Consider the following 22690-nt stretch of genomic DNA (forward strand, 5'->3'; position numbering starts at 1 on the left):
TTTAGAATCTAATCCCTCGCGGGAAACAGTGCATGGTGGGTAGTTTGACTGGGGTGGTCGCCTCCTAAAAAGTAACGGAGGCTTGCAAAGGTTCCCTCAGTACGGTTGGTAATCGTACATAGAGCGTATTAGTATAAGGGAGCTTGACTGTGAGGCTTACAAGCCGATCAGGGACGAAAGTCGGCTAAAGTGATCCGGCGGTTCTGTATGGAAGGGCCGTCGCTCAAAGGATAAAAGGTACTCTGGGGATAACAGGCTGATCTTACCCAAGAGCTCATATCGACGGTAAGGTTTGGCACCTCGATGTCGGTTCGTCACATCCTGGGGCTGGAGAAGGTCCCAAGGGTTCGGCTGTTCGCCGATTAAAGTGGCACGTGAACTGGGTTCAGAACGTCGCAAGACAGTTCGGTCCCTATCTGTGATGGGCGTTAGTAAATTGAGTGGACATGACCTTAGTACGAGAGGACCGGGTCGTACGTGCCGCTGGTGTATCGGTTGTGCCGCCAGGTGCAATGCCGAGTAGCTACGCACGGCAAGGATAAACGCTGAAAGCATCTAAGCGTGAAACCTTCCACAAGATGAGTTTACTTTTAAGGGCCGTTGTAGACTACAACGTTGATAGGCTATAGGTATAAAGGTGGTAACATCAAAGCCAAGTAGTACTAATTACCCGTAAGCTTTATTTTTTATTTTTCTATATCCCGCAAGGGTAAAAGAAAAAGACTTTATTCTTATTACAACTCCCAATATGTAAATTTATTATAACTGTAAAACTTTACAGTTAATATTCTTATGGTGATTTTGCCAAGGGTGTTCACCTCTTCCCATACCGAACAGAGAAGTTAAGCCCCTTATGGCCGATGGTACTGCACCACAATGCGGGAGAGTAGGTAGTTGCCATATTCTTTGAACCCAATCAGTTTTCTGGTTGGGTTTTTTATTTATATTACTTTCCTTCCGCGCCTGCTGCCCATTTTCAGATAACAATTTTATTTCGTTGATATATCTTAAAAAATATCTTTATTTAAGAATATATTTATATATTGCTACTGATCTACCTTAAACACGATAAATCCCATGAAGTCTGTACTTTTTTTATCCCTTTTAGTACTATTCTATTTTAATAGCTTTTCCCAATCAAATGGCTGTCCATCTAATATAGATTTTGAATTAGGAAATTTTAGTAATTGGACATGTTATACCGGTTATACGGATACTCTAAATGGACAAAATGTTATAACATTCGATAGTAGTTTCAAAAGCCCTGTTTCCGGCAGGCATGAAATTATTTCAGCCAACTCATATCAATTGACCGACCCGTATGGAAATTTCCCTGCTTTATGCCCTTATGGTGGAAAGTATTCTGTAAAATTAGGAAATAGTAGTACGAATGCCCAGGCTGAAGGACTATCTTATGAATTTCAAATTCCAACAGGGATAGATACTTTCGCACTTACTTATTATTATGCTGTAGTATTTCAAGATCCGGGACATACACCAATTGAACAACCAAGATTTTTTGTAACTGCTTACGAGAAAAGTACCCATAATTTAATTAACTGTGCATCCTATAGTTATATTGCCCAAGGAAATATTCCGGGATTTAAAAGCTCACTGGGTGACACTACTATAAAATACAAAGATTGGACTCCTGTTTCAATAAACTTTTCAGGTTTGGCAGGTAAAACAGTTGTATTAGAATTTAGAACTGCAGATTGTACACGTGGCGGGCATTTTGGTTATGCTTATGTTGATATAAGTTCCGGATGTTCTGCAACAATAGCAGCTGCTACTTATTGTATTGGAACTAACCAGGTAACGCTAAATGCTCCTTATGGATTTGAACAATATGTTTGGTACAATGATAATTATTCTACTATTGTAGGTAGCTCTCAATCAGTAATAATATCTCCACCACCTCCGGCAAATGCTGTTTTTCATATTGACATGATACCTTATGTCGGTTACGGTTGTAGAGATACTGCCGATGCAAAAGTAGAGCCAGTTTATCCACCTGATACACCAATAGCAAGGTCTGAATATTATTATTGTCAGAATCAATATGCTTTACCCATTACGGCCTCATCAGATCCGGGAAATCAGTTATTATGGTATTCTTCTGCAACCGGCGGTTTACCCAATACTTCAACGCCTGTGCCCAGTGCATTTAATATAGATACAACAGAGTATTATGTTTCCCAGAAACAATTATTTGGATGTGAAGGACCAAGAAAGAAGATCACAGTATTTGTAGCACCAACTCCTGATGCTCTCTTTTCATTAAATAATTATCGACAATGTGAAAATAATAATTTTGTTTTTCTGAATACCTCTACGGGTACTATTCCCAGCACTGCTTATACATGGAATTTTGGAGATGGAGATACTTCTTCCCAAATCAATGCGGCGCATAATTATAAAGGTGCAGGTATATATAATGTGAGCCTTCGTGCATTTAATCCACCATCTTGTTTTACAAATTATAGTCAAACTGTTACTATTGTTCCCAAGCCAATTGCTTCTTTTGATTTCCCCCCACTTATATGTGAAGATGCACCACCATTTATCGTTACAGATAAATCGTATGTGCCATCTAACCTGGGAACTTTAGCTGATTGGCAATGGATAATCAATGGTATTTCTTTTTCCGGACAATCTCCTGCACCCATTGCTACAAGATCAGGCAATACTAATGTAAAACTCGTTGTGAAAACAGTTGAAGGCTGTAAGTCTGATACAACTACTATTACAATTCCTGTTAGGTATAAACCGATCGCAGATTTTAATTCAAGCAATTCTTTATTCTGTGACAATGAAATTACATATTTGAATGATCAATCAAAATTTCCCACAGCAGCACCTTCTCAGGAACAGGTTGTAAAATGGTATTGGCAACTTGATAATGTAACATCTTCTGATCAAGACCCTTCTTTAATTTTTAATAAAGGAGATCGCGTTGTAAAACTAATTTCGGAAAGTAGCTATGGTTGTCAAAGTGACCAAGTACAAAAAACATTACACATAAATCCAAAGCCGGCAATTCAACTTACCATAAATGACTCTTGTGTTAATCGTGTGGTAAATTATAAAGTGGCTTCTTTACCGGGCAGTAATGTAACAGATTGGTATTGGAATTTGGGAGGAGGTTATAGTCATGGCACAGATACGGTAACACTTACTTTTCCAAACAAAGGAGATTATCCTTTCCGGGTATACGGATTAGATGTAAATGGTTGTAAAGATACTATCATGAGACCTTTCAGGATATATCGTAATGAGGCATTTGCAGGAAACGATACCATTGTTGCCATTGGGCAACCGGTTTTCTTAAATGCTAATGGTGGTAATAATGTAGATAATTATACCTGGACTCCTTCTGATGGATTAAGTAATGTAACAATTGAAAACCCGGTTGCTAATTTAGATAGAGATCAATTGTATGAATTAAGATCCATTTCAAGACAAGGATGCGATAGTTATAGTAAGGTTTTAATAAAAAGATACAAAGGACCTGAACTATATATCCCTACTGCATTTACACCCAACCATGATGGAATAAATGATGTATTCAAAGTGTTACCTGTTGGAATTAAAGTGTTTTATTTCTTTGCAGTTTATGACAGATATGGTAAGCAGGTTTTTTATACAACAGATTATCTTAAAGGTTGGGATGGAAAAATAAACGGCATCCCTGCAAGTGAAGGGAGTTATGTTTTTGTATGCAAGGTATTAGATTATAACAGCGTTCCTATTCTTAAAAAAGGAAATGTACTTTTAATAAGATAGATTTTTAATTTATTTGGTAGAATCATGCATAAAAAAACCTTCATGTACAACATGAAGGTTTTTTATTTTAAGAAGATATATTAATAATCTCTTTTGTAGCCACCGCCACCGCCGTAACCACCACTTCTTCCGCCGCCGCCGCCGTAGCCACCGCCGCCACTTTTCTTGTAGCCGCCGCCACCGCCTCTTCCGCCGCCGTAGCCGCCACCGCCACTTTTCTTGTAGCCGCCGCCACCGCCGCCTTCAGGACGTGGTTGAGATTCGTTTACGATTAATTTACGGCCCATAACTTCACTTTCGTTTAAGTTAGCGATAGCAGTTTTTGCAGCTTCGTCATCTTCCATTTCAACGAAACCGAAACCTTTACTACGTCCGTTCATTTTGTCTTTGAGAATTTTGGCGCTGGTAACGCTGCCAAATTGTGTGAAAAGATTGCTTAAATCATCGTCGGTCATTGTCCAACTAAGATTTCCTACATAAATGTTCATTGTAAAAACTTTGGTTAAAAAAATTAAAATAAAACCATAATGCCTTAGTTAATACAATGATCTGAATAGGACTTAAAAAAGAAAGCTTTTATCAGCCAACAACGAAAAACTAAAACCATTAAAGCGATGTAAAGGTAATGTTTTCTTTCAAATGGCAAAATTTTGTAAAGCAAATGTTGATTTTTTGCGTACTTCTCCTCTAAAGAATAGTAAAAGCCGCTATTAAAGCGGCTTTCAACAGATAAGTTATATAAAAAATTACTTAATTAGGGGTAGATGTACCACCTTGATCCTTTTGTCTTTTACGGATAGCACTCCATTGTTTGAATTTATCTGCTCCCATAATTTGTTTCAGCTTGTCATTTTTTTCGTTGTTGATCTCATCCTTTTTAGTAGCTTTATCAGCATCGCTTAAAGAAGTATCATCTTTTATGGCTTTGCTTTTTTGCATAGCATCTTGTAAGACTGTTTTTACCTGGGTAGCCTGGTCATCAGTTAACCCTAATTCTTTAATGGCATCGTTTAAATCCTGCTCTTTTTTTGCTTTCATTTGAGCTTTTTGTTCTTTACTCATTCCGTTTGACGGCGCATCTTGCGCATGTGTAACAATAGACAATGTGGTGATCGCAATCGCTGTTAATAGTAACTTTTTCATTGGTGATTTATTTTAAAATTTAAAGTTTGCTTTTGAGCTTTATTTTGATACAAAGTTTAATGTTAGACGGAATAAAACTAATTAACCGTTTGCAGATAGCAAATTTTTAACAAAGAGGCAAGATATATAGATGATAAGAGAACAAATGGTAAACGGAGCGTCGCCATTTATCGATGCTATTTGCACAATGTTGATAATAAAAAAATCCGCTTTAATTATTAAAGCGGATTTTCAATTTTATTAAGATGTTCGAATTATTCTGCTACTACATCAAAGTCAAGCAAGGTTTCAATTCCGTTAGAGAAATCGATCTTTGCTTTGAAAGTGCCCAATTCTTTAACATCGTCAACAATGTGAATGCGACGGCGATCGATCTCATAACCTTTTTGTTCACGAATTGCACGTGCAATTTGAACAGAAGTTACGCTACCGAAAATTTTACCACTAGTACCGGTTTTAGCTCCGATCTTTAACGGACCTTCCTGTAACTTAGCAATTACATCATTGATCTCAGCCAATAATTTAGCTTCTTTCTTTTTTTGTTGCTTAACTCTTTCTTCTAATTGTTTTAAAGAAGAGGGATTAGCTTCTACCGCTAATTTTTGAGGAATTAAGTAGTTACGACCATAACCATTTTTTACAGTTACTAATTCATTAGCACCGCCAAGGTTATTTACATCTTGTATTAATATTACCTGCATGATCTTGCATTTTTACCCAACCCTTTGTTATACTCGGGGCTTTCTCTTTTCAAAGATTAGGGTGGTTAAAATTTTATTTCAATAAATCTGTTACGTAAGGCAAAATTGCCATTTGACGAGCTTTTTTAACAGCATCACTTACTTTACGTTGGTACTTTAAAGAGTTACCGGTGATACGACGTGGTAATAATTTACCTTGCTCATTCAAAAACTTTTTTAAGAAGTCAGCATCTTTATAATCGATATAATGAATGCCTAATTTCTTAAAGCGGCAATATTTTTTCGGACGTTTTTCCTGCTTAATGGCAGTCAAATATTTTATTTCATTCTTTGCCATGTTATGCCTCCGCTTTTTCAAGTGATTGAGATTTTACGCCACTTCTCTTTTTTGCATTGTACTCAACGGCGTATTTGTCGAGTGCAGTGAACATGTGACGCATCACTGATTCGTCACGTAAAAGTTGAATTTTCAACTTTTCATTGAAGCTGGATGGCGCTGTGTACTCCAACACCCAATAAAGACCGGTTGTCTTTTTGGCAATTGGATAGGCCAGTGATTTTAATCCCCAGGGATTGGTGTGCAATACTTCTCCGCCATTTTCTGTAACAAGAGAAGCAAATTTTTTCTGAGCCGCTTTGTATTCGTCTTCAGAAAGCACAGGGGTAAAAATCACCATCAATTCGTAATTGTTCATTTCCCTGATTTTGTTGTTTAAAAAATTAATTAATAGTCCGCTTTAAAACGGGCGGCAAAGATAAGTTAAAAAATGGAAAATCGGTTAAGGAATTTAAGTGATTTGATATTTAAAAAATATGCAATATATCTGATTGATTTAATACAACTTACAATATATATGCCTAAAAAGAAACTGCGAAGGGTATCCCTTCGCAGTTTGCCTGAACTATGGTTACATTTTTATTTTTCTTCTTCCACAGTTATGGTCCAATTGCCAGTTGAACTTATGTTCAAATAATAATTACCCGGATCTTTTGTAATATACGTTTCACTTGATTCTGATTGTTGTATCATCACTTCCGGTATGCCTCCTGTTTTCATTACATCTTCACCTTCTGGAACAACATAAAATGAAAATACCCCAGCACCACTGTTATCCTTATAATCGTATTTTACCTTGGTTTTTCCTCCTCCTAAAGCAAAACTGGCAGATTTTTTCATTCCATTACCCTTAATTGTAAATACTTGTGTCCATTGTTTGGGTTTAGAATTATCAGTAGAGGCGCTTGAGTCTGTTGTGCTAGCGGTACTGTCGCTTTTTTTGCTATCGCCACTGGCAACAGCTATTGAAATAAAAGCAATAACCGCAGCGGAAGATAATAAATGCTTAATTTTTCTTTTCATAAACGTAGATGGTTGTTTTGTATTTAAAAAAATTGTTGGTTAATAAAGCACAAGATGAAAACAAGAAATAAACGAGCACATCGATTACATCGGCAGTTCCAGAAATAATGTGAATTTTCTGGAAAAGCTCGAAAGCAATAAACGATAAAAAAGTTATAGCAATCCATAGTAACGGTATTCGCCTGTCCCATACAATAAGAAGACAGGAAGTAAAAGAATATGCCCAAAGCCCGTCGGGGAGGAAGTTTCGAATAAATTTTCCGGGAGAAATAAAATAGATTATTATGCCAATTAGTACTGGAAGCAAAACATTTAAACCTATATCTGTCTTTTTATTTAGCATAGAGTGCCTAAGGGATATTTGTAGGTGCTAATTACTGACGTCATTTTTTGCAAGCAAAATTTAAACGTTGAAATTAAATTTAGAAGCACACATTACAATCGTTCATTGTCTAAAGCTAAGATAGGAGAATTAAATAAATGCGAAAAACTATTTATTTATATTTTGATTTATGTCTTCTGAAAATAAAAAAAGATATATGTATGATTTACGTAAGAGAGTTGTAACAATAAGATCTAGCTGAACATTTCCCGTACTTTATCAAAGAAAGATTTATCACCTTTTTCCGGTTTAGGTTTGAAGTTCTGGCTGTTCATCATTTTTTCCAGCATTTCTTTTTCTTCGCTGGTAGTATGCTGAGGAGTCCAAACATTTATATGTATTAGCTGATCGCCTTTTTCATAAGAATTTACAGAAGGGAAACCTTTACCTTTTAATCTAAAAATTTTCCCGCTTTGAGTACCCGCAGGAATTTTTATTTTGGCTTTTCCGTCAATAGTAGGAACTTCTACCTGTGTTCCAAATACTGCTTCAGGAAAGGATAAATGCAAATCGTACGCAACATTCAATCCATCACGTTGTAGTTGTGGATGTGCTTCTTCTTCGATCAATACGATCAGATCGCCATTACTGCCACCACGTTCGCCGGCATTGCCTTTCCCGTTAATGCTTAACTGCATTCCTTCCTGTACGCCTGCAGGAATATCTATAGAAACTGTTTCTTCACCATATACTCTTCCTTCGCCTTTACATGTAGTACATTTATTAGTAATTGTTGTTCCTTCGCCATTACAAGTAGGACAGGTAGTAACGGTTTGCATCTGCCCTAAAAAAGTATTTTGTACTCTGCGGACCTGACCACTACCGCCACAAGTTGTACAAGTAGTGACACTGTTCTTGTCTTTTGCACCACTGCCACTACAAGTATTACAAACAACGTATTTTTTTACTTTAACTGTTTTAGTAACGCCTTTTGCCATTTCCTCATAGTTCAATTTTATTTTGATACGAAGATTGCTGCCACGTGTGCCACGGCTACGGCCACCCGAAGATGAACGACGACCACCACCGCCTCCAAAAAAACTTCCAAAAGGACTTTCATCGCCAAAAATATCCCCAAACTGGCTGAAGATATCATCCATATTCATGTTTCCGCCATTGAAACCACCACCACCTCTATTGCCTTGTGCAAATGCATTATGTCCAAAGCGATCATATTGAGCACGCTTGTCGGCATCGCTTAATATTTCATAGGCTTCTGCTGCCTCCTTAAATTTTTCCTCAGCAGCTTTATCACCGGGGTTACGGTCAGGATGGAATTGCATAGCCACTTTGCGATATGCTTTTTTTATTTCATCCTGTGAAGCTGTTTTTCCTACTCCTAATATTTCGTAAAAATCTTTTTTCATAAAATCAACATGCTAATATGCTCTTTCAACAGGGTAAATAAATTATTTTCCTACAATTACTTTAGCAAAACGAATAATCTTATCGTTCAAATAGTATCCTTTCTGAACCTCATCCAATACTTTGCCTTTTAACTCTTCCGTGGGAGCCGGTATTTCAGTAATCGCCTCCTGCTTTTCTACATCAAATTCTTTATTGATGCTCTCCATTGCTTTTACACCTTTGGATTGAAGCTTGCTTTTAAGTTTATTGAAAACCAATTGAACGCCTTCTTTTATCAGCACCACATCTTCGGTAGTTTGCATTTGCTTTTCGGCGCGGTCGCAATCATCCATTACATCCAACATATCAGTGATAATTTCTTTGCCGGCGGTCTGTATCAGATCATAGCGTTCTTTTGCGCTTCTGCGTTTATAATTATCAAACTCTGCAAAAAGACGGATGTATTTGTCCTTTTGCTCTTCCAATTCCTGTTCTAGTTTTTGAACAATACCTTCTTCGTCGGGATTGCTTAAATGAATTTTACCGGGAATATCAGAGTCGGCATTAATATTCATATCTGCCAGATCATTGTTTACATCCTGTTCAGCAGATCCTTCTTTAATGTTATTATTTTGAGCCATGTAGTTTAAAAATTAGGTTGCTAAGGTACAAAAGTCAAAGAGTTTGCCAATCAGCGAATTGCAGTCAAATTGACAACTATGAACAAATTTGGGTGACTTTATACCTCCAGGAGTGTTTATTGTGCCGATATAGCAGGAGAGAAGTTATTTTACTACCTGGAATTTGCCGGATTCTACAATCTTTCCACGTTTATCACGGAGCTGATAAACATAAATACCACGGAAAAAATTAGTAAGAGATAATGAGATCTTAGGCGAAGTAGTAGTTAATTCATATACTTTTTTACCCAGGAAGTTATATAACTGTAACGTATACGATTTATCATACCCGTATTGATATTCAAACGTAATATCAGATGTAGCTGGATTAGGGTAAAATTTTATCAGCTTAGCAGAAGCTTCCTCCACAGCCGGAGATTTAGTTTGCGCAAAAGAGGTAAAATTTAATCCAATCAATAAAATTGATATGAACAATATATTTTTCAACGAGATAAAGATACAATCTTTTTATGTAAAATAATAGTCATGTTATTTAATAGCTATAAAAAAACGCCGCTGCAGGCGGCGTTTTAAAAAAAGTTGATGAACTCTTTATTTTTTAAAATAATAGCGCAAAGAAATTTCATTGGCATCACCACCATCGCTGAAAACACTTAATGGTGTAGAGAACTGGTCGTAAGCATAACCGATCTCTAATTTCTTAGCGATCTTCACCCCTGCATAAATGCTGTAGCTCTGCTGGTAATGATAGTTTATTCCCAACCACAGAAAATCTTTGTGCAACAATTTCACTCCTCCTTCAAAATCAATGGGTGAATTAGGAAGATATTTCAACATGGCATTCGGGATCAGCACATTGTCCGGATCCGTTTGCCAATTGTAACTGGCAATGGCAAAGTAGTGACGGTATAATTGAGCATCCTGTGTTGCATTGGTGTTCTTATACAGGCTCAATCCTGATTGGATCAGCTGATCGGCAGAGATACCGATATTCAAGGTAGAAGATCTGTAATAAACACCCACCGCTGCATCGCCGGTTATTTTTGAATCAGCAGCATTCATAATGCTCGGATCGTTTTGTGCAATTGGGTCTCCATCGGTTAAATAGTTCTTATCTATTTTATACTGGAAGAAGCTACCGCCTAAACCCAACATTAAGCGCTGGTCTTTTTTACCGTTCAAATAAACGCTGTAAGAAAGTCCTATTTGTCCGCCGGTACGGCTGGTAGGACCTGTTTTATCATTGTAAACAAAAGCAGATACTCCTACTTTCTTCTTTTCAAAATAAGTATCGCCGTATACCACGAATGTTTCCGGACCACCTTCGATACCAGCCCATTGCTTGCGGTACAAAGCGCCTACAGAAGCATTGTCATCAGCACCTGAAGCAGCGGGGTTATACAAAAAGTTATGTTGTTGATATTGACTGATACGGAAGATCTGCTGAGCGGTTGCATTGGATAAACAACCTGCAGTAACCAACAAAACAGCTATGATCGATTTTATTTTCATACTAGTTATTTTTTAAAATTCAGTTAGTGATGTTGTATTAATAGTTGTTTATCTAAGGATAGTTACGTTGCCGGTTAACTTATAGAATTTACCCTGGTAGAATACATCGATTACATAATAGTAAGTTCCATCAGGAGAGTTATTGCCTTTATAAGTTCCATCCCATCCACGGCTGTTTGCATAGTTGTTCGAATGATAAACCAAACCGCCCCAACGATTGTAAACATTTACATTGGCAGTAGCACCGCAATCATCAGCGATCACAAACCATTTATCATTAATGCCGTCGCCATTAGGTGAGAATGATTTAGAAGGGAAGACGCAAAGACCACTTACTTCAATATTTACATCATCACTTGAAACGCAATTAGCATCGTCTGTAACGGTAAGTGTATAAGTTGTGGTAGATAGAGGCTTACCTGTAGTGCTAACTGCTGCTGCATTTGTTAATCCATTGTCCGGAGTCCATGCATAAGCAAGATTATGACCTGTACTTGCAGAACCGTCTAACGTAACGATATCTCCAAAATGAATTTGTTGATCAGCACCTGCATTTGCAACCGGAGCATTATTTACAACTATGGTAATTTGTCCCGGAGTTGTACAATTACTATTGGGTATAGTGTAAGTAATTAGGAATGTACCTGCACCCGATACGGAAGGATCAAATGTGTTACCGGTAATTGCATTGCTGCCGTTACCACTAAATACACCACCATTAGCACTTGTAACTAATGTTACAGGACTGCTGGTAGTACATAATGGATTTACAGGATTGATCGTTAATGTACCTGAAGCTGCTACTTCAACCGTTTGTTTTGATGTGCCGCTACAATTAGGACCTGTTGAATAAGTATAAGTAAGTGTATCTAAGCCGACACCTGCTGCAGAAGGGGTAAACGTATTTCCGCTTACACCTCTACCACTAAACGTACCGCCTGTAGGAGTTGCTGTTAAGGTAACAGGCTGTGCATTACTACAAATTGGATTTGGAGTAATCGGGTTCAACGTAATCTGCGGTAATGGATTTGCAGGTAACGCCTTAGTAGTATCATTATAACATCCAATTTCATTGATCACACGTAAGGTGTAATTGGCGGCTGTGTTATCTGTAGGGTTTTTCAATTTTGGATTTTGTACGGTATCCTGCGGTGTTGGTAATTTTTTAGTGCCGTTATCATATGACCATGCCCATTGTGATATGGCATATCCCTGACCGTTAGATTGATCGGTTAAAGTAACGGTATCGCTAACGCAGGTATTATAAACAATACCAAAACTGGCAGTAGTTCCTTCTACAACCTGTACGTTGTAAGAAATTGTTTTATCACTTCCGCCTGGGCAGCCATCAATAGAAGCACTGCTGAAAGAAGTTATAGCAACACCATAAGTACCTGTTGCATCGAACACATATCCATTGTTCAATCTATATACATAATACAGCGTGCCATTATCAATAAAAGTTGAATCAGCAACAATATTCGCATTTCCTTGTCCTAAAATGGTAGTATCAGTATTAGGAGAAACATGCGAATTGTTATTAAAGCTGTATGTTATTTTGTTGGTTTGATAAGGTAACACCGCCGCTAGCTTAAATGATGTACCCCTACAAGTTTTAAGTGTTTTACTAGATGAACTTACAGGACCACCATAAGGGTTTTGAATAATTAAAGGCGACGTAAGATCCTGCACTAACGTTCCTGCATTAAAGCCATAGCTTTCCTGGTCGTTATTACCCGTAAAACCATAAGCGATCGCATTAAATGTTGCATCAGAACTTAAGGTATGAGATACGCCACCTTGCAGGCCTGTGAAGGAAGCAATAGCATATCCTGTATCTTGAGGATGCGGCGTAAATTGTGCGCTTACATCTGTGCCATCTAGTTTAAAGTTGGCTACTCCTTCTTTTTTAACAATAACATTTATATAATTATTCTGAATAGCATAACGTGTAGCAGAATAAACAGAAACCTGGTTGATGGCCTGATCCACAGGGCTTAAAATGATCATTTCCGGATCTCCTAAATTACCTGTATTCGGATGATTGGTTAATCCTGTTCCATCGCAGGCATGACTTGCACAGAACTGGGCTACCATTACAGGTTTATCACTTTCAATTGATAAAGCAGTGTCGGTAGGAATTTGATAATAAAATTGATTTACCAGATTTATAGGATCAATTGTTTGTCCGTTTACTTTAACTACTGTTGTAGGATCTTGAACACATACTCTGAAAAATCCTGCTTCCATATCTGTTAATGGAGTAGTTAAGTATTTGCTGCCCCATGCTACTTTAGGGAACATTTGTTGTATAAAGTTGTCGGAACCACCATCTTTATATATGCATCCACCTACACTCAATTGTACTCTACCGTTACCAGTGAACAATGCAATTTTTTTATTACAATCCAATGATTTCACAGTAGTACCGGTTAGATCATCACCATTCCGGGTAGCAAGTAAAGTTCCCAATGCATTAAATACCTCGCCTTTGTTTAAGGTAATGGTAAACGGAACACCTGCAGGGTATAAAGTAGTTGTTCCTGTTGCATTTGCTGTTATATCAGCGCTTGGGTTAATTTCAATTTGAGTATTGTCTTCATCAGCAATAACAAAGAAGAAGGAATGCGGATAATCACTGTTAGAAGCTCCGCCTGTTGTTAAAGCAGTGTATTGAGTACCCCAGGTATTAGTTGGCAATACTAATGTAGCACCCGAAGATTGTGACGCAAAAATATGCGCATACAACGCAAATAATTTTCCTGATTTGCTGTATACATGAATGGCTTTTGGTAAAACTCCTGTTGAATTTAACCTTGCATCGAATGAACCTGCTTTAGGTAAGAAATCAGTTTCTATTGCAACATTGGCATCCAGCCAATATGCCTGGCGATAGCCTAATAACGGGATCTCTACAATGATCGAATCGCTTACATCTGATGAAAGATATAATACCATATCCTGGTTATTACTACCTGTCATTAAAGATTGAAAGCCATATCCCAGCCAAAAATCATTTCCTTTACTGGACGTTACAGCAGGGGTAGGTTGTTTTCCGTTACCCGTTACTGTTAGGTTTTGAATATAATCCGAAGTAACACCTCCTCCGCTATGCGTAATTTCACCGGTAAAAAAGCTTAAAGAAGTAGGCGCAAATGTTACAGTTACTACCCGTGTAAAGCTATTGCCTGTATAGGTGATTGTAGAAGGAGTTACCGTAAAGCCGTCTGGTGCAGTAATCGTAACCGGCGAACCATCTAGTAAAGTGCCGGATAGTGTATAGGTTAAGCTTATTGAATCTCCTATTGCTGTAGCAGGGAAATTTAATTGAGGAACAGAAGTGATCAATTCCGGTTGTGGAGAAGAAGTTGTGAATGTATCAATATCCCCATATCCGGTACCAATTGAATTGATAGCATATGCTCTTACATAATATAATGTATTCGGAGTAAGATTTTGTAATAAACTTGTATAATTTGTTCCGAATGAACCATCAGAAGTTGGATTGTCAGTTGGATAAGATGGATTACCTGTTGTATTGAATACTATACCTTTTGCGGTTACAGCAACACCGCCGCTATCGATAAAATTACCACCGCTTTTTGCTGCTTTTGATAAAATAGTAAAGCTATGTGGATCAACAGTAGTTAATACCGGAGCACTTGGCTGGTCTGTTGTAATGGTCATATCAGCACCGTAACTATTTCCTGCAGGGGTGGCTATAAAAGCTCTTAAGTGATAGGTGGTAGCAGGAGCCAAACCTGTTATCGTTACACCATAAGCACCGGAAGTAACCGATGGAGATGTATTAACGATATTATCGCTAAGGGTAGGGTTCGCATTTGTGCTCCATACTATGCCGCTGCTGCTGATAGGAATTTGTCCTGCAGTTATTGTACCATAGCCAAGAGCAGTATATTTTCCTGTTGCTCTTGCCGAATCTGAAGTAATAGAAGGAGCAGTTGCAGCAGGTGTAGTAGTAGTGCCGCTAAATTTTACATTTCTAATTGTAACGCTTCTGCTTGATGAAGTAGAAGAGGACACAGCATATACATACATTCTTATTGCGTATGTATGCCCGCTGTATAAAGTAACATTCAAAGAACTAATGGCTAAACCATTATGACTTCCGCCACTGGCTGCATTTACTGTACCTCCAAATGGAATCCATGGTCCACTGCCGTCTATTTGATAAGCAAGACTGATGACATTGTCTCCGCTACTTCCGGAAGTTTTTGCATCAAATACTAATCCTGTAATAGTAGCATCAGAACCTGTATTAGATGAAATAGGAAAATCTAAATTATCGCCGTCTGTTGCTGTTGTAGGCCAAGATGTAGATAGATTGCATTTATACCCATCCGTATTGTATGCATTGGATGTAAACCTGGAGCCTGGTATCATTGCCCCAACTGTTATTTTCGATGCATCTGCACCTGTAACAGGACTGGCATTTGCATTAGAAGTCAGCACCCACGTTGCAGTGAATTGTGCGCTAACTTTTGCGGAAATAATTAATCCGCAGATAGCAATAAAAAATAGCTTTACTGCATAAGACATTTTGGTAAACATTTGTTTTGAATTAGCAAGATGATTTAAAAATAAATTCCCTGAAGTAGTTCTTCTCATAAACAAGCAATTAGAAAATAGTTTTGTGTAAAAATTCAGCCCGTTAAGCTAACAACAATCGCCAACAAATTATTTTTGGTTTTATGTTTTATTTATGCAATCGTTCCCGATAACGTTTCGCTTTAAAGAGTGTATAATAAAAAACGCCGCTATAAGCGGCGTTTTAAAAAAAGTTGATGAACTCTTTATTTTTTAAAATAATAGCGCAAAGAAATTTCATTGGCATCACCGCCATCGCTGAAAACACTTAATGGTGTAGAGAACTGGTCGTAAGCATAACCGATCTCTAATTTCTTAGCGATCTTCACCCCTGCATAAATGCTGTAGCTCTGCTGGTAATGATAGTTTATTCCCAACCACAGAAAATCTTTGTGCAACAATTTCACTCCTCCTTCAAAATCAATGGGTGAATTAGGAAGATATTTCAACATGGCATTCGGGATCAGCACATTGTCCGGATCCGTTTGCCAATTGTAACTGGCAATGGCAAAGTAGTGACGGTATAATTGAGCATCCTGTGTTGCATTGGTGTTCTTATACAGGCTCAATCCTGATTGGATCAGCTGATCGGCAGAGATACCGATATTCAAGGTAGAAGATCTGTAATAAACACCTACCGCTGCATCGCCGGTTATTTTTGAATCAGCAGCATTCATAATGCTTGGATCGTTTTGTGCAATTGGGTCTCCATCGGTTAAATAGTTCTTATCTATTTTATACTGGAAGAAGCTACCGCCTAAACCCAACATTAAGCGCTGGTCTTTTTTACCGTTCAAATAAACGCTGTAAGAAAGTCCTATTTGTCCGCCGGTACGGCTGGTAGGACCTGTTTTATCATTGTAAACAAAAGCAGATACTCCAACTTTCTTCTTTTCAAAATAAGTATCACCGTATACAACGAATGTTTCCGGACCACCTTCGATACCAGCCCATTGCTTGCGGTACAAAGCGCCTACAGAAGCATTGTCATCAGCACCTGAAGCAGCGGGGTTATACAAAAAGTTATGTTGTTGATATTGACTGATACGGAAGATCTGCTGAGCGGTTGCATTGGATAAACAACCTGCAGTAACCAACAAAACAGCTATGATCGATTTTATTTTCATACTAGTTATTTTTTAAAATTCAGTTAGTGATGTTGTATTAATAGTTGTTTATCTAAGGATAGTTACGTTGCCGGTTAAGGTATGTACTGAACCGTTAGGGAATAATCCTCTTACTACATAATAGTAAGTGCCATCCGCAACATTATTGCCTTTGTACGTACCGTTCCATGAGTTAGAAGAAGAATAATTATCAGAATGATAGATCAAACCACCCCAACGATTGTATACATCTACAATAAGCGTAACATTACATTCTCCCTGTAATATTCTCCACGTATCATTATTGCCATCACCATTTGGTGTAAATCCTTTTGCAGGAATGATCTGGCAAGGAAATGGTTCTTCCACTGTTACAGTAACCGCATCACTTCCGCTACAATCACCGGCAGTTACCGTTAATGTATAAGTAGTGGTTTGTGCAGGATGACTAACTGTAGTTAATTGATCTGGTGTAGTCAGGTCCGCATTGTTGGTTGCTGTCCACAGGTAAGTGCCTTGTACATTATTTCCGCTAAGCGTAACAGTTCCATTTGGTGCAACAGTAGTTGGTGTTGCTGTTACATGAACCTGAGGTGCTGTAGGAGGAGCAACAAGTGTTGTTGGCGTAGCGTTAGAAACACATCCGCCTGTTGTACCTTTTACAACTACGTTATAATTGCCGGCAGTTAATGAACCGCTTGTAGCATTTTGCTGATAAGTAGTACCGCCATCAAAACTATAAGTAACCCCACTTGTTGGAGTGGTTACCGTAATAGTTCCGGTAGGAGCATTACAGGTTGGTTGAACGGCGGTAACCTGTGGCGTTGCGGGAGTAATCGGTTGCACAGCGATGGTTATCACAGTGTCAGCCGAAACGCAACCTCCTGTATTATTTTTAACTACTACATGATAATCACCTGCAGCTAATGGAGCGCTTGTTACACCTTGTTGGAAATTAGTGCCGCCATCAAAGCTATAAGTAACCCCGGTTGTTGGATTAGTAACAGTGATAGTTCCTGTAGCAACGGTGCAAGTTGGTTGTATTGAAGTGGCTGTTGGTTTAGTTGCAGAACTAAATGAAACAACATGGCTGGTATCGGCATAACATCCGTCTTCTGTTAGTACTCTTAGTCTAACTGTGTGATTACCGCCGGTTGTATAATTGTGCGAAGGATTTGCTGTCACTGAATCAGGACTTACATTTCCATCGCCATAATTCCAAACCCATCTATCAATGATACGACCATTACCCGTTGAAGCATCTGTAAATTGTACACTTCCGGAACATCCGCTTGTTGGAGGGAATGTAAAGTCTGCAGAAGGACCTTGTGTTACAGATATATTGAACGGGAATGATGATAATGAACATCCGTCTGAAGTTGGATTTTGCGCTAATACTTTTACAGGCAAGTTGCCAATAACACTATATGTGTGTGGAACAGGATTACTGTATTGATATAATGTAATACCATTCAATACAAAACTTGTATCACGCACAGGGTTTAAGATAGTATCCGGTTTGTTAGGTAAAAGATTAGGGTTATTGGAATAATCAAAAATGATCATGCTGGTAGTAGGATAAGGCAATACAGTTGTCATGGTAAACTTACCACCACGACAAACACTTGAAGCACTACCGCTGCCAAATTCATTTTGTACGCTGATGGCAGATGACAGATCATTTAAGTTAGTACCGCCATTGTATGCATAACTTTCATCTCCGCCATATCCGTAAGAAACCGCATTAAACCCACCTCCTGTTGAAGAAAGTGTGTAATAGACATTTGATGAATAGCCGGAAGCTAAAGGAATTTGTGCATAGGAATAAGTACCATCAATAGGAGCAAATGTTGCTGCCACGGGAGCGGTGTTTTGATCAACAATAGTGAATTTGGATACATCTGTTGTTTTAATAACAACATTCACAAAGTTATTGGCTGCACCATCTGATAAAGCAACAGGAGACATGATCACTTTATTAATAGCTTGTTCAACAGGGCTTATATAAACCATGTCAGGATCTCCTTTACTTGGACCATAGTTGTTGGTACATTTATTTTTGTTGGTGATATATTGTGATACGATTACAGAAGACGTAGCGTCGATTGTAACCGGACTAGTGGTTCCAAACTCGTAATATAAATTATTGGTTAATGCTATTGGTGCACCTGGTGTAACCGGATTGGCAGTACCCAGCCCATTAACAACTGTACCAGAAGGCGATAACACGGTACCATTAATTGTAACAGTCGTATTAGCAGCACTATCGGGATTCAACATTACTCTATAAATATTGTAAGAATAATTAGAACCTCCTGTAGGAGCAGAAACATAATGTTTACCCCATGCTACATAAGGGATTGATTGCTGGAAAAGATTATCGCTCGAAGGTGTAGTATTATCGCAGGAAATAGCAATTTTACCACTTCCAGAAAATACTGCGATAGGTTTACAGGCCCCGCCATCTGTACTAATAGATTCTATTTGTGTACCTGTAATATCAGTTAAACCATCATTTGCTTTTATAAGCCAAACATCTCCTTTGTTTAATGTAGTATCATACGTTCCGGTTAAGCCGCTTTCGCTGGTTATGCCCGGAGGCAATGTTACCTGCAATCTTGTATTATCTTCGGTAGCTACTGCAAAAGCATATGATCTGGCATTCGGGTTATTCTGAGCATTTGATTTCTGGAAGTAATTCAATGCAGTGTAACTTCTGCCTAATGTATTTACAGGGAAAAGAACACTTGCTGCAGCAACGCTGCTTCCCCAAATTTCAGCATAAGCAACAATAGGACTGGTGCTATGGATATAAATACCTTTTTTTGCGTATAAGCCTTCGCTAATTCCCGATGAATTATACAATCTTGCATCATCCACTCCACTCCATGGAATAAGATTAGAAGCAGTAATAGAACCTGCCGGTAAAGTTATTGTTTGGATCAGATCGTTCCCAACATAAATACTTACAGTAGCAGTATCATCAGAAGTAAAGTATAAGGTCATTTTTGCATTATCATCGCTACCATCTGCACCAGCTATCTTTTCATGTGGTCCAAAACCTGTCCAGAAATCAGTTCCTTTATTAGAAAAAGAAGATTGGAATTGTAAACCTGCCGGAGCTCCATTACCGGTAACGGCAACATTTTGTGCAGGAGCGCCACCACCAGCATTGCTGATATTTCCTGTATATAATGTAACAGCAGTTGGTTTAAAGCGTACATATACTGTTGTTACATTTAATGAAGTGCCTGTATAAGGAATGTTTACAGAAGAACCAAAGCCCGTACCTGTAGTTAATGAAACTTCATAGTTGGCAGGAGCAGTTACTGTGATAGTACCCGGACCATTATTTAAAAATATTCCCGATACAGTATATGTTTGTTCTGCCGATGTTTGATTGATCGTACCATTGCCAAATGATAATGTGGTTGGTGTTACTACAATTGTTGGAGTTGGTGCAGGAGTAGTGAAAGTGCTGTCTGCTCCATAAGCAGTGCCAACGGAGTTGGTAGCATAAGCTCTTATGTGATAAGTGCTGCTTGGAGTAAGCGATAAAAGATTGCTTGTAAAACTTCCTGTGCCTGTTGCAGCATCTATAACTTTTGTATCAGTTGTAGTTGGATTGGCAGATGTACTGTACACCACACCTCTTTCTGTTACTGTTGCACCGCCATCATCTGTTACATTACCACCGCTGGTTGCTGAAACAGCCGTAACATTGCCGGCGCCTGTTGTAGTTACGGTAGGCAAAGCTGCGGCAACTGAACCTGTAATAATAAAGTTTTTGAAATATAAGTTACGGCTATTTGAGGTACTTCCTGCGGCATACGCATATATTCTGAAAGTATAGGTATGTCCTGCAGGCAAAGTTATATTAACATTGGAAAATTGTATTCCTGCATTAGAACCGCCACTTGGTACAACGGCAGTACTTCCCGTGCTTATCCATGGACCAGCTCCATCTACCTGATAAGAAAGGCTGGCAATATTATTACCACTGCTTCCGGATGTTCTTCCATCAAATTGTACCTGGGTAATATTGATGTCTGAAGCGGTAGCAGGAGAAAAAGGCAGATCAAAATTATCTCCATCAGTAGCAACCGTAGGCCATGCTGTGGTTAATTTTAGCTGAAGCCCGTTACTGCTATAACTTGCGTTGGCAGTGAAATTGCTTCCTACAGTAACCGAACCTGCAGTAACTTTTGCAGCTTGTGCGCCGGTAACCGCTACTGTTCCATCTGACGTGAAAGCCCAGGTGGCAGTGAATTGTGCATCGGCAGTGCTATTGATAAATAAGCCGATTAATGCAACGAAAGCAAATTTGATTGTGGCAGAAAAAGAAATAAGCATATTCTTTTTCTTACTAAAGAGTGATAATGCTCTTGTCATTGTTGGCAGCATTTGATGTTTGTTTTATTTAAAGTTATTGGTCTGATTGATCGAAATGCAAAGATGTGGATAATGAAGAATACTCTTACTAAACAATACGGATCAGTTATAAATATGACAGAGTCTTTTTCATATGCCTTAGCATCAGCATTAATTCAACTGGTTAAATCGGGATATAAGATTAAGGGATTTCATAAGAGCAAATAATACAATTGCAGGAATACAATTCTTATCAATGGGAGGCGAAAATTAGCAATTAATTTGCTACTGAAAGGGTTGTGCCATAAGTTATTTTACGCAATCGTTCCCATTTGGGATATATATTTTCGGGGTTTTTAATTTGTTGATCGCAGGCAATAAATATTCCCATCTGCACTGGTAACAATAATTTTGTTTGAGATAATTAACGGAGTGGAAAATACAGCACCAGTTTCGTTATACAATTTCGCAATGTTTTCTGCAGAACCGACTATTTCTCCAATGTTTTCCTTATAAGAATCGTCCGGTTTAAAATACTTTAAATGATTTTTGTTGTATCCATCTGTATTAAATGTCCATTGAATTTTTCCGGTTGTTAGATCAATGCCGTACACTTTGCCCATTAGTGTTCCAAAATACCCATTCCTTTTAGTAATGGCGCATCGCCCAAAAATATTAAAAGGCACAGCCGTTTGCCATTTTATATTTCCGGTGTTGATGTCTATTGCCAACAATAACCTGTCTTCTGATGTTCCAACATAAATTACAGAATCATTTACAGTAACCGGCAATGCCCATCCTTTAGGAAATTGTTTCATCCATCGGCAATACCCGCCATTAATATCTATCGCATAAAAATTATAATCTCTTGAGCCTGCAAATACAATATCACCGGCAACTACAGGATCTCCCATCATTTCTCCTTTAGGAAAATATTGATGACCGGTTGATTTGAATTTCCAAATAAGATTTCCTGTTGAACTATTCAACGCATACAAATCCCCATCGAAAGAACCGATAAATAATTTATTGTCTTTAACAGATGGAGTAGTATGTACATTGCCTGCTGTGGCAAATTTCCAGTTCATGTTTCCGCTAGCAATATCAATGGAATAAATATTACCATCGCCCGAGCCAAAGTAAACAGCATTATTATATACAACAGGAGAAGATTGATAATAATCCGCAAAATCGTGCTGTGTATCCCCAATAAAACCTGTAAGTGAGTGAAATACCCAAATGGTTTTTCCGGAGTTTTTATTTAAGCAATATAAATTACCATCCCCGCTTACTAAAAACAATTGCTGTTTATTGATGCATATCGTTGAACGTATAGAGCCACCTGTTATAAATTTCCATTTCAATTTTGCGCTGTCATTTTGAATGGCATACAGCATGCCGGTAGTATTGCCTGCATAAATGCAGGAGTCATCTGCAACCGGTGATCCAATAATACAAGCACCTGTAGAAAATTTCCACAGTAATTCAGGCGTTTGTGATAATGCTGATTTACATAATATGATCAAAACGGTGAGAAAAATCGATCTCATAATAGTTATTGAGCCTAAGATATATAACTACCGGTAATACAAACAGAACATCTGTATATATGGTAACAATAGTGTACCAGTGGCAGGTCATCCATTAACATTTCAAAAACCAACGCAACGATTTGTTTACAATCCAATAATAATTTGGTAACACTGCGCAGATACTTTTGGCTCCCCATAATT

Annotated in this window: 15 protein-coding genes and 2 rRNA genes (1 of these 17 running past the window's edge); 3 read left to right on the forward strand and 14 right to left on the reverse strand. The window is 38.2% G+C overall.

All coding sequences use genetic code 11. The features are described from left to right. From K9M53_RS03490 to K9M53_RS03500, 3 genes are all read left to right on the forward strand, one after another. Positions 1–686 (forward strand): 23S ribosomal RNA (locus tag K9M53_RS03490); it begins 2186 nt to the left of the window's first position. A 105-nt stretch (positions 687–791) separates the two neighbouring features. Then, positions 792–903: ribosomal RNA gene (gene rrf, locus K9M53_RS03495) — 5S ribosomal RNA — on the forward strand. Between the two features lie 174 nt (positions 904–1077). After that, positions 1078–3786, forward strand: coding sequence for a PKD domain-containing protein (locus tag K9M53_RS03500; RefSeq protein ID WP_224018039.1), 2709 nt, complete (start codon positions 1078–1080; stop codon positions 3784–3786). 80 nt (positions 3787–3866) lie between these two features. Here the strand turns inward: K9M53_RS03500 and K9M53_RS03505 are convergent, their stop codons facing one another. From K9M53_RS03505 to K9M53_RS03570, 14 genes are all read right to left on the reverse strand, one after another. Further along, positions 3867–4274: an RNA recognition motif domain-containing protein gene (locus K9M53_RS03505; protein WP_224018041.1), complete on the reverse strand. Its 408-nt coding sequence runs from the start codon at positions 4272–4274 to the stop codon at positions 3867–3869. A gap of 262 nt (positions 4275–4536) precedes the next feature. Then, positions 4537–4929, reverse strand: a complete 393-nt coding sequence (locus K9M53_RS03510; protein ID WP_224018043.1) for a hypothetical protein — start codon at positions 4927–4929, stop codon at positions 4537–4539. A gap of 254 nt (positions 4930–5183) precedes the next feature. Further along, complete coding sequence (gene rplI, locus K9M53_RS03515) at positions 5184–5630, reverse strand: 50S ribosomal protein L9 (RefSeq protein ID WP_224018045.1); 447 nt, start codon at positions 5628–5630, stop codon at positions 5184–5186. Between the two features lie 73 nt (positions 5631–5703). Next, on the reverse strand, positions 5704–5967 hold the full coding sequence (rpsR, locus tag K9M53_RS03520; RefSeq protein ID WP_224018047.1) for a 30S ribosomal protein S18: 264 nt from the start codon (positions 5965–5967) through the stop codon (positions 5704–5706). Position 5968: 1 nt separating this feature from the next. After that, positions 5969–6325 (reverse strand): 30S ribosomal protein S6, encoded by a 357-nt coding sequence (rpsF, locus tag K9M53_RS03525; protein ID WP_224018049.1) that lies wholly within the window; start codon positions 6323–6325, stop codon positions 5969–5971. Positions 6326–6546: 221 nt separating this feature from the next. After that, the gene (locus K9M53_RS03530; RefSeq protein ID WP_224018051.1) at positions 6547–6990 is read right to left on the reverse strand and encodes a hypothetical protein; all 444 of its coding nucleotides are present in this window, start codon (positions 6988–6990) and stop codon (positions 6547–6549) included. A 576-nt stretch (positions 6991–7566) separates the two neighbouring features. Beyond that, a complete protein-coding gene (gene dnaJ / locus K9M53_RS03535) occupies positions 7567–8739 on the reverse strand; it encodes a molecular chaperone DnaJ (RefSeq protein WP_224018053.1) in 1173 nt (390 codons plus the stop codon). A 42-nt stretch (positions 8740–8781) separates the two neighbouring features. Further along, positions 8782–9360, reverse strand: a complete 579-nt coding sequence (locus K9M53_RS03540; RefSeq protein ID WP_224018055.1) for a nucleotide exchange factor GrpE — start codon at positions 9358–9360, stop codon at positions 8782–8784. Between the two features lie 144 nt (positions 9361–9504). After that, the gene (locus K9M53_RS03545) at positions 9505–9768 is read right to left on the reverse strand and encodes a T9SS type A sorting domain-containing protein (RefSeq protein WP_224018057.1); all 264 of its coding nucleotides are present in this window, start codon (positions 9766–9768) and stop codon (positions 9505–9507) included. A 183-nt stretch (positions 9769–9951) separates the two neighbouring features. Then, positions 9952–10872: a PorP/SprF family type IX secretion system membrane protein gene (locus tag K9M53_RS03550; RefSeq protein ID WP_224014977.1), complete on the reverse strand. Its 921-nt coding sequence runs from the start codon at positions 10870–10872 to the stop codon at positions 9952–9954. Between the two features lie 48 nt (positions 10873–10920). After that, a complete protein-coding gene (locus K9M53_RS03555; protein WP_224018059.1) occupies positions 10921–15501 on the reverse strand; it encodes a gliding motility-associated C-terminal domain-containing protein in 4581 nt (1526 codons plus the stop codon). A gap of 185 nt (positions 15502–15686) precedes the next feature. Then, on the reverse strand, positions 15687–16607 hold the full coding sequence (locus K9M53_RS03560) for a PorP/SprF family type IX secretion system membrane protein (protein ID WP_224014977.1): 921 nt from the start codon (positions 16605–16607) through the stop codon (positions 15687–15689). A 48-nt stretch (positions 16608–16655) separates the two neighbouring features. Further along, on the reverse strand, positions 16656–20978 hold the full coding sequence (locus K9M53_RS03565; RefSeq protein WP_224018061.1) for a T9SS type B sorting domain-containing protein: 4323 nt from the start codon (positions 20976–20978) through the stop codon (positions 16656–16658). A 335-nt stretch (positions 20979–21313) separates the two neighbouring features. Beyond that, positions 21314–22507 (reverse strand): outer membrane protein assembly factor BamB family protein, encoded by a 1194-nt coding sequence (locus K9M53_RS03570; protein ID WP_224018063.1) that lies wholly within the window; start codon positions 22505–22507, stop codon positions 21314–21316. Between the last annotated feature and the right edge of the window lie 183 nt (positions 22508–22690).

This window comes from Ferruginibacter albus, assembly GCF_020042285.1.
Classification (GTDB): Bacteria; Bacteroidota; Bacteroidia; order Chitinophagales; family Chitinophagaceae; genus Ferruginibacter; species Ferruginibacter albus.

Bases quoted from the DNA above. Each gene is read 5' to 3' on its own strand.
- K9M53_RS03500 (WP_224018039.1), top strand. From the start codon at position 1,078: ATGAAGTCTGTACTTTTTTTATCCCTTTTAGTACTATTCTATTTTAAT.
- K9M53_RS03505 (WP_224018041.1), bottom strand. From the start codon at position 4,274: ATGAACATTTATGTAGGAAATCTTAGTTGGACAATGACCGACGATGAT.
- K9M53_RS03510 (WP_224018043.1), bottom strand. From the start codon at position 4,929: ATGAAAAAGTTACTATTAACAGCGATTGCGATCACCACATTGTCTATT.
- rplI (WP_224018045.1), bottom strand. From the start codon at position 5,630: ATGCAGGTAATATTAATACAAGATGTAAATAACCTTGGCGGTGCTAAT.
- rpsR (WP_224018047.1), bottom strand. From the start codon at position 5,967: ATGGCAAAGAATGAAATAAAATATTTGACTGCCATTAAGCAGGAAAAA.
- rpsF (WP_224018049.1), bottom strand. From the start codon at position 6,325: ATGAACAATTACGAATTGATGGTGATTTTTACCCCTGTGCTTTCTGAA.
- K9M53_RS03530 (WP_224018051.1), bottom strand. From the start codon at position 6,990: ATGAAAAGAAAAATTAAGCATTTATTATCTTCCGCTGCGGTTATTGCT.
- dnaJ (WP_224018053.1), bottom strand. From the start codon at position 8,739: ATGAAAAAAGATTTTTACGAAATATTAGGAGTAGGAAAAACAGCTTCA.
- K9M53_RS03540 (WP_224018055.1), bottom strand. From the start codon at position 9,360: ATGGCTCAAAATAATAACATTAAAGAAGGATCTGCTGAACAGGATGTA.
- K9M53_RS03550 (WP_224014977.1), bottom strand. From the start codon at position 10,872: ATGAAAATAAAATCGATCATAGCTGTTTTGTTGGTTACTGCAGGTTGT.
- K9M53_RS03555 (WP_224018059.1), bottom strand. From the start codon at position 15,501: ATGAGAAGAACTACTTCAGGGAATTTATTTTTAAATCATCTTGCTAAT.
- K9M53_RS03560 (WP_224014977.1), bottom strand. From the start codon at position 16,607: ATGAAAATAAAATCGATCATAGCTGTTTTGTTGGTTACTGCAGGTTGT.
- K9M53_RS03565 (WP_224018061.1), bottom strand. From the start codon at position 20,978: ATGACAAGAGCATTATCACTCTTTAGTAAGAAAAAGAATATGCTTATT.
- K9M53_RS03570 (WP_224018063.1), bottom strand. From the start codon at position 22,507: ATGAGATCGATTTTTCTCACCGTTTTGATCATATTATGTAAATCAGCA.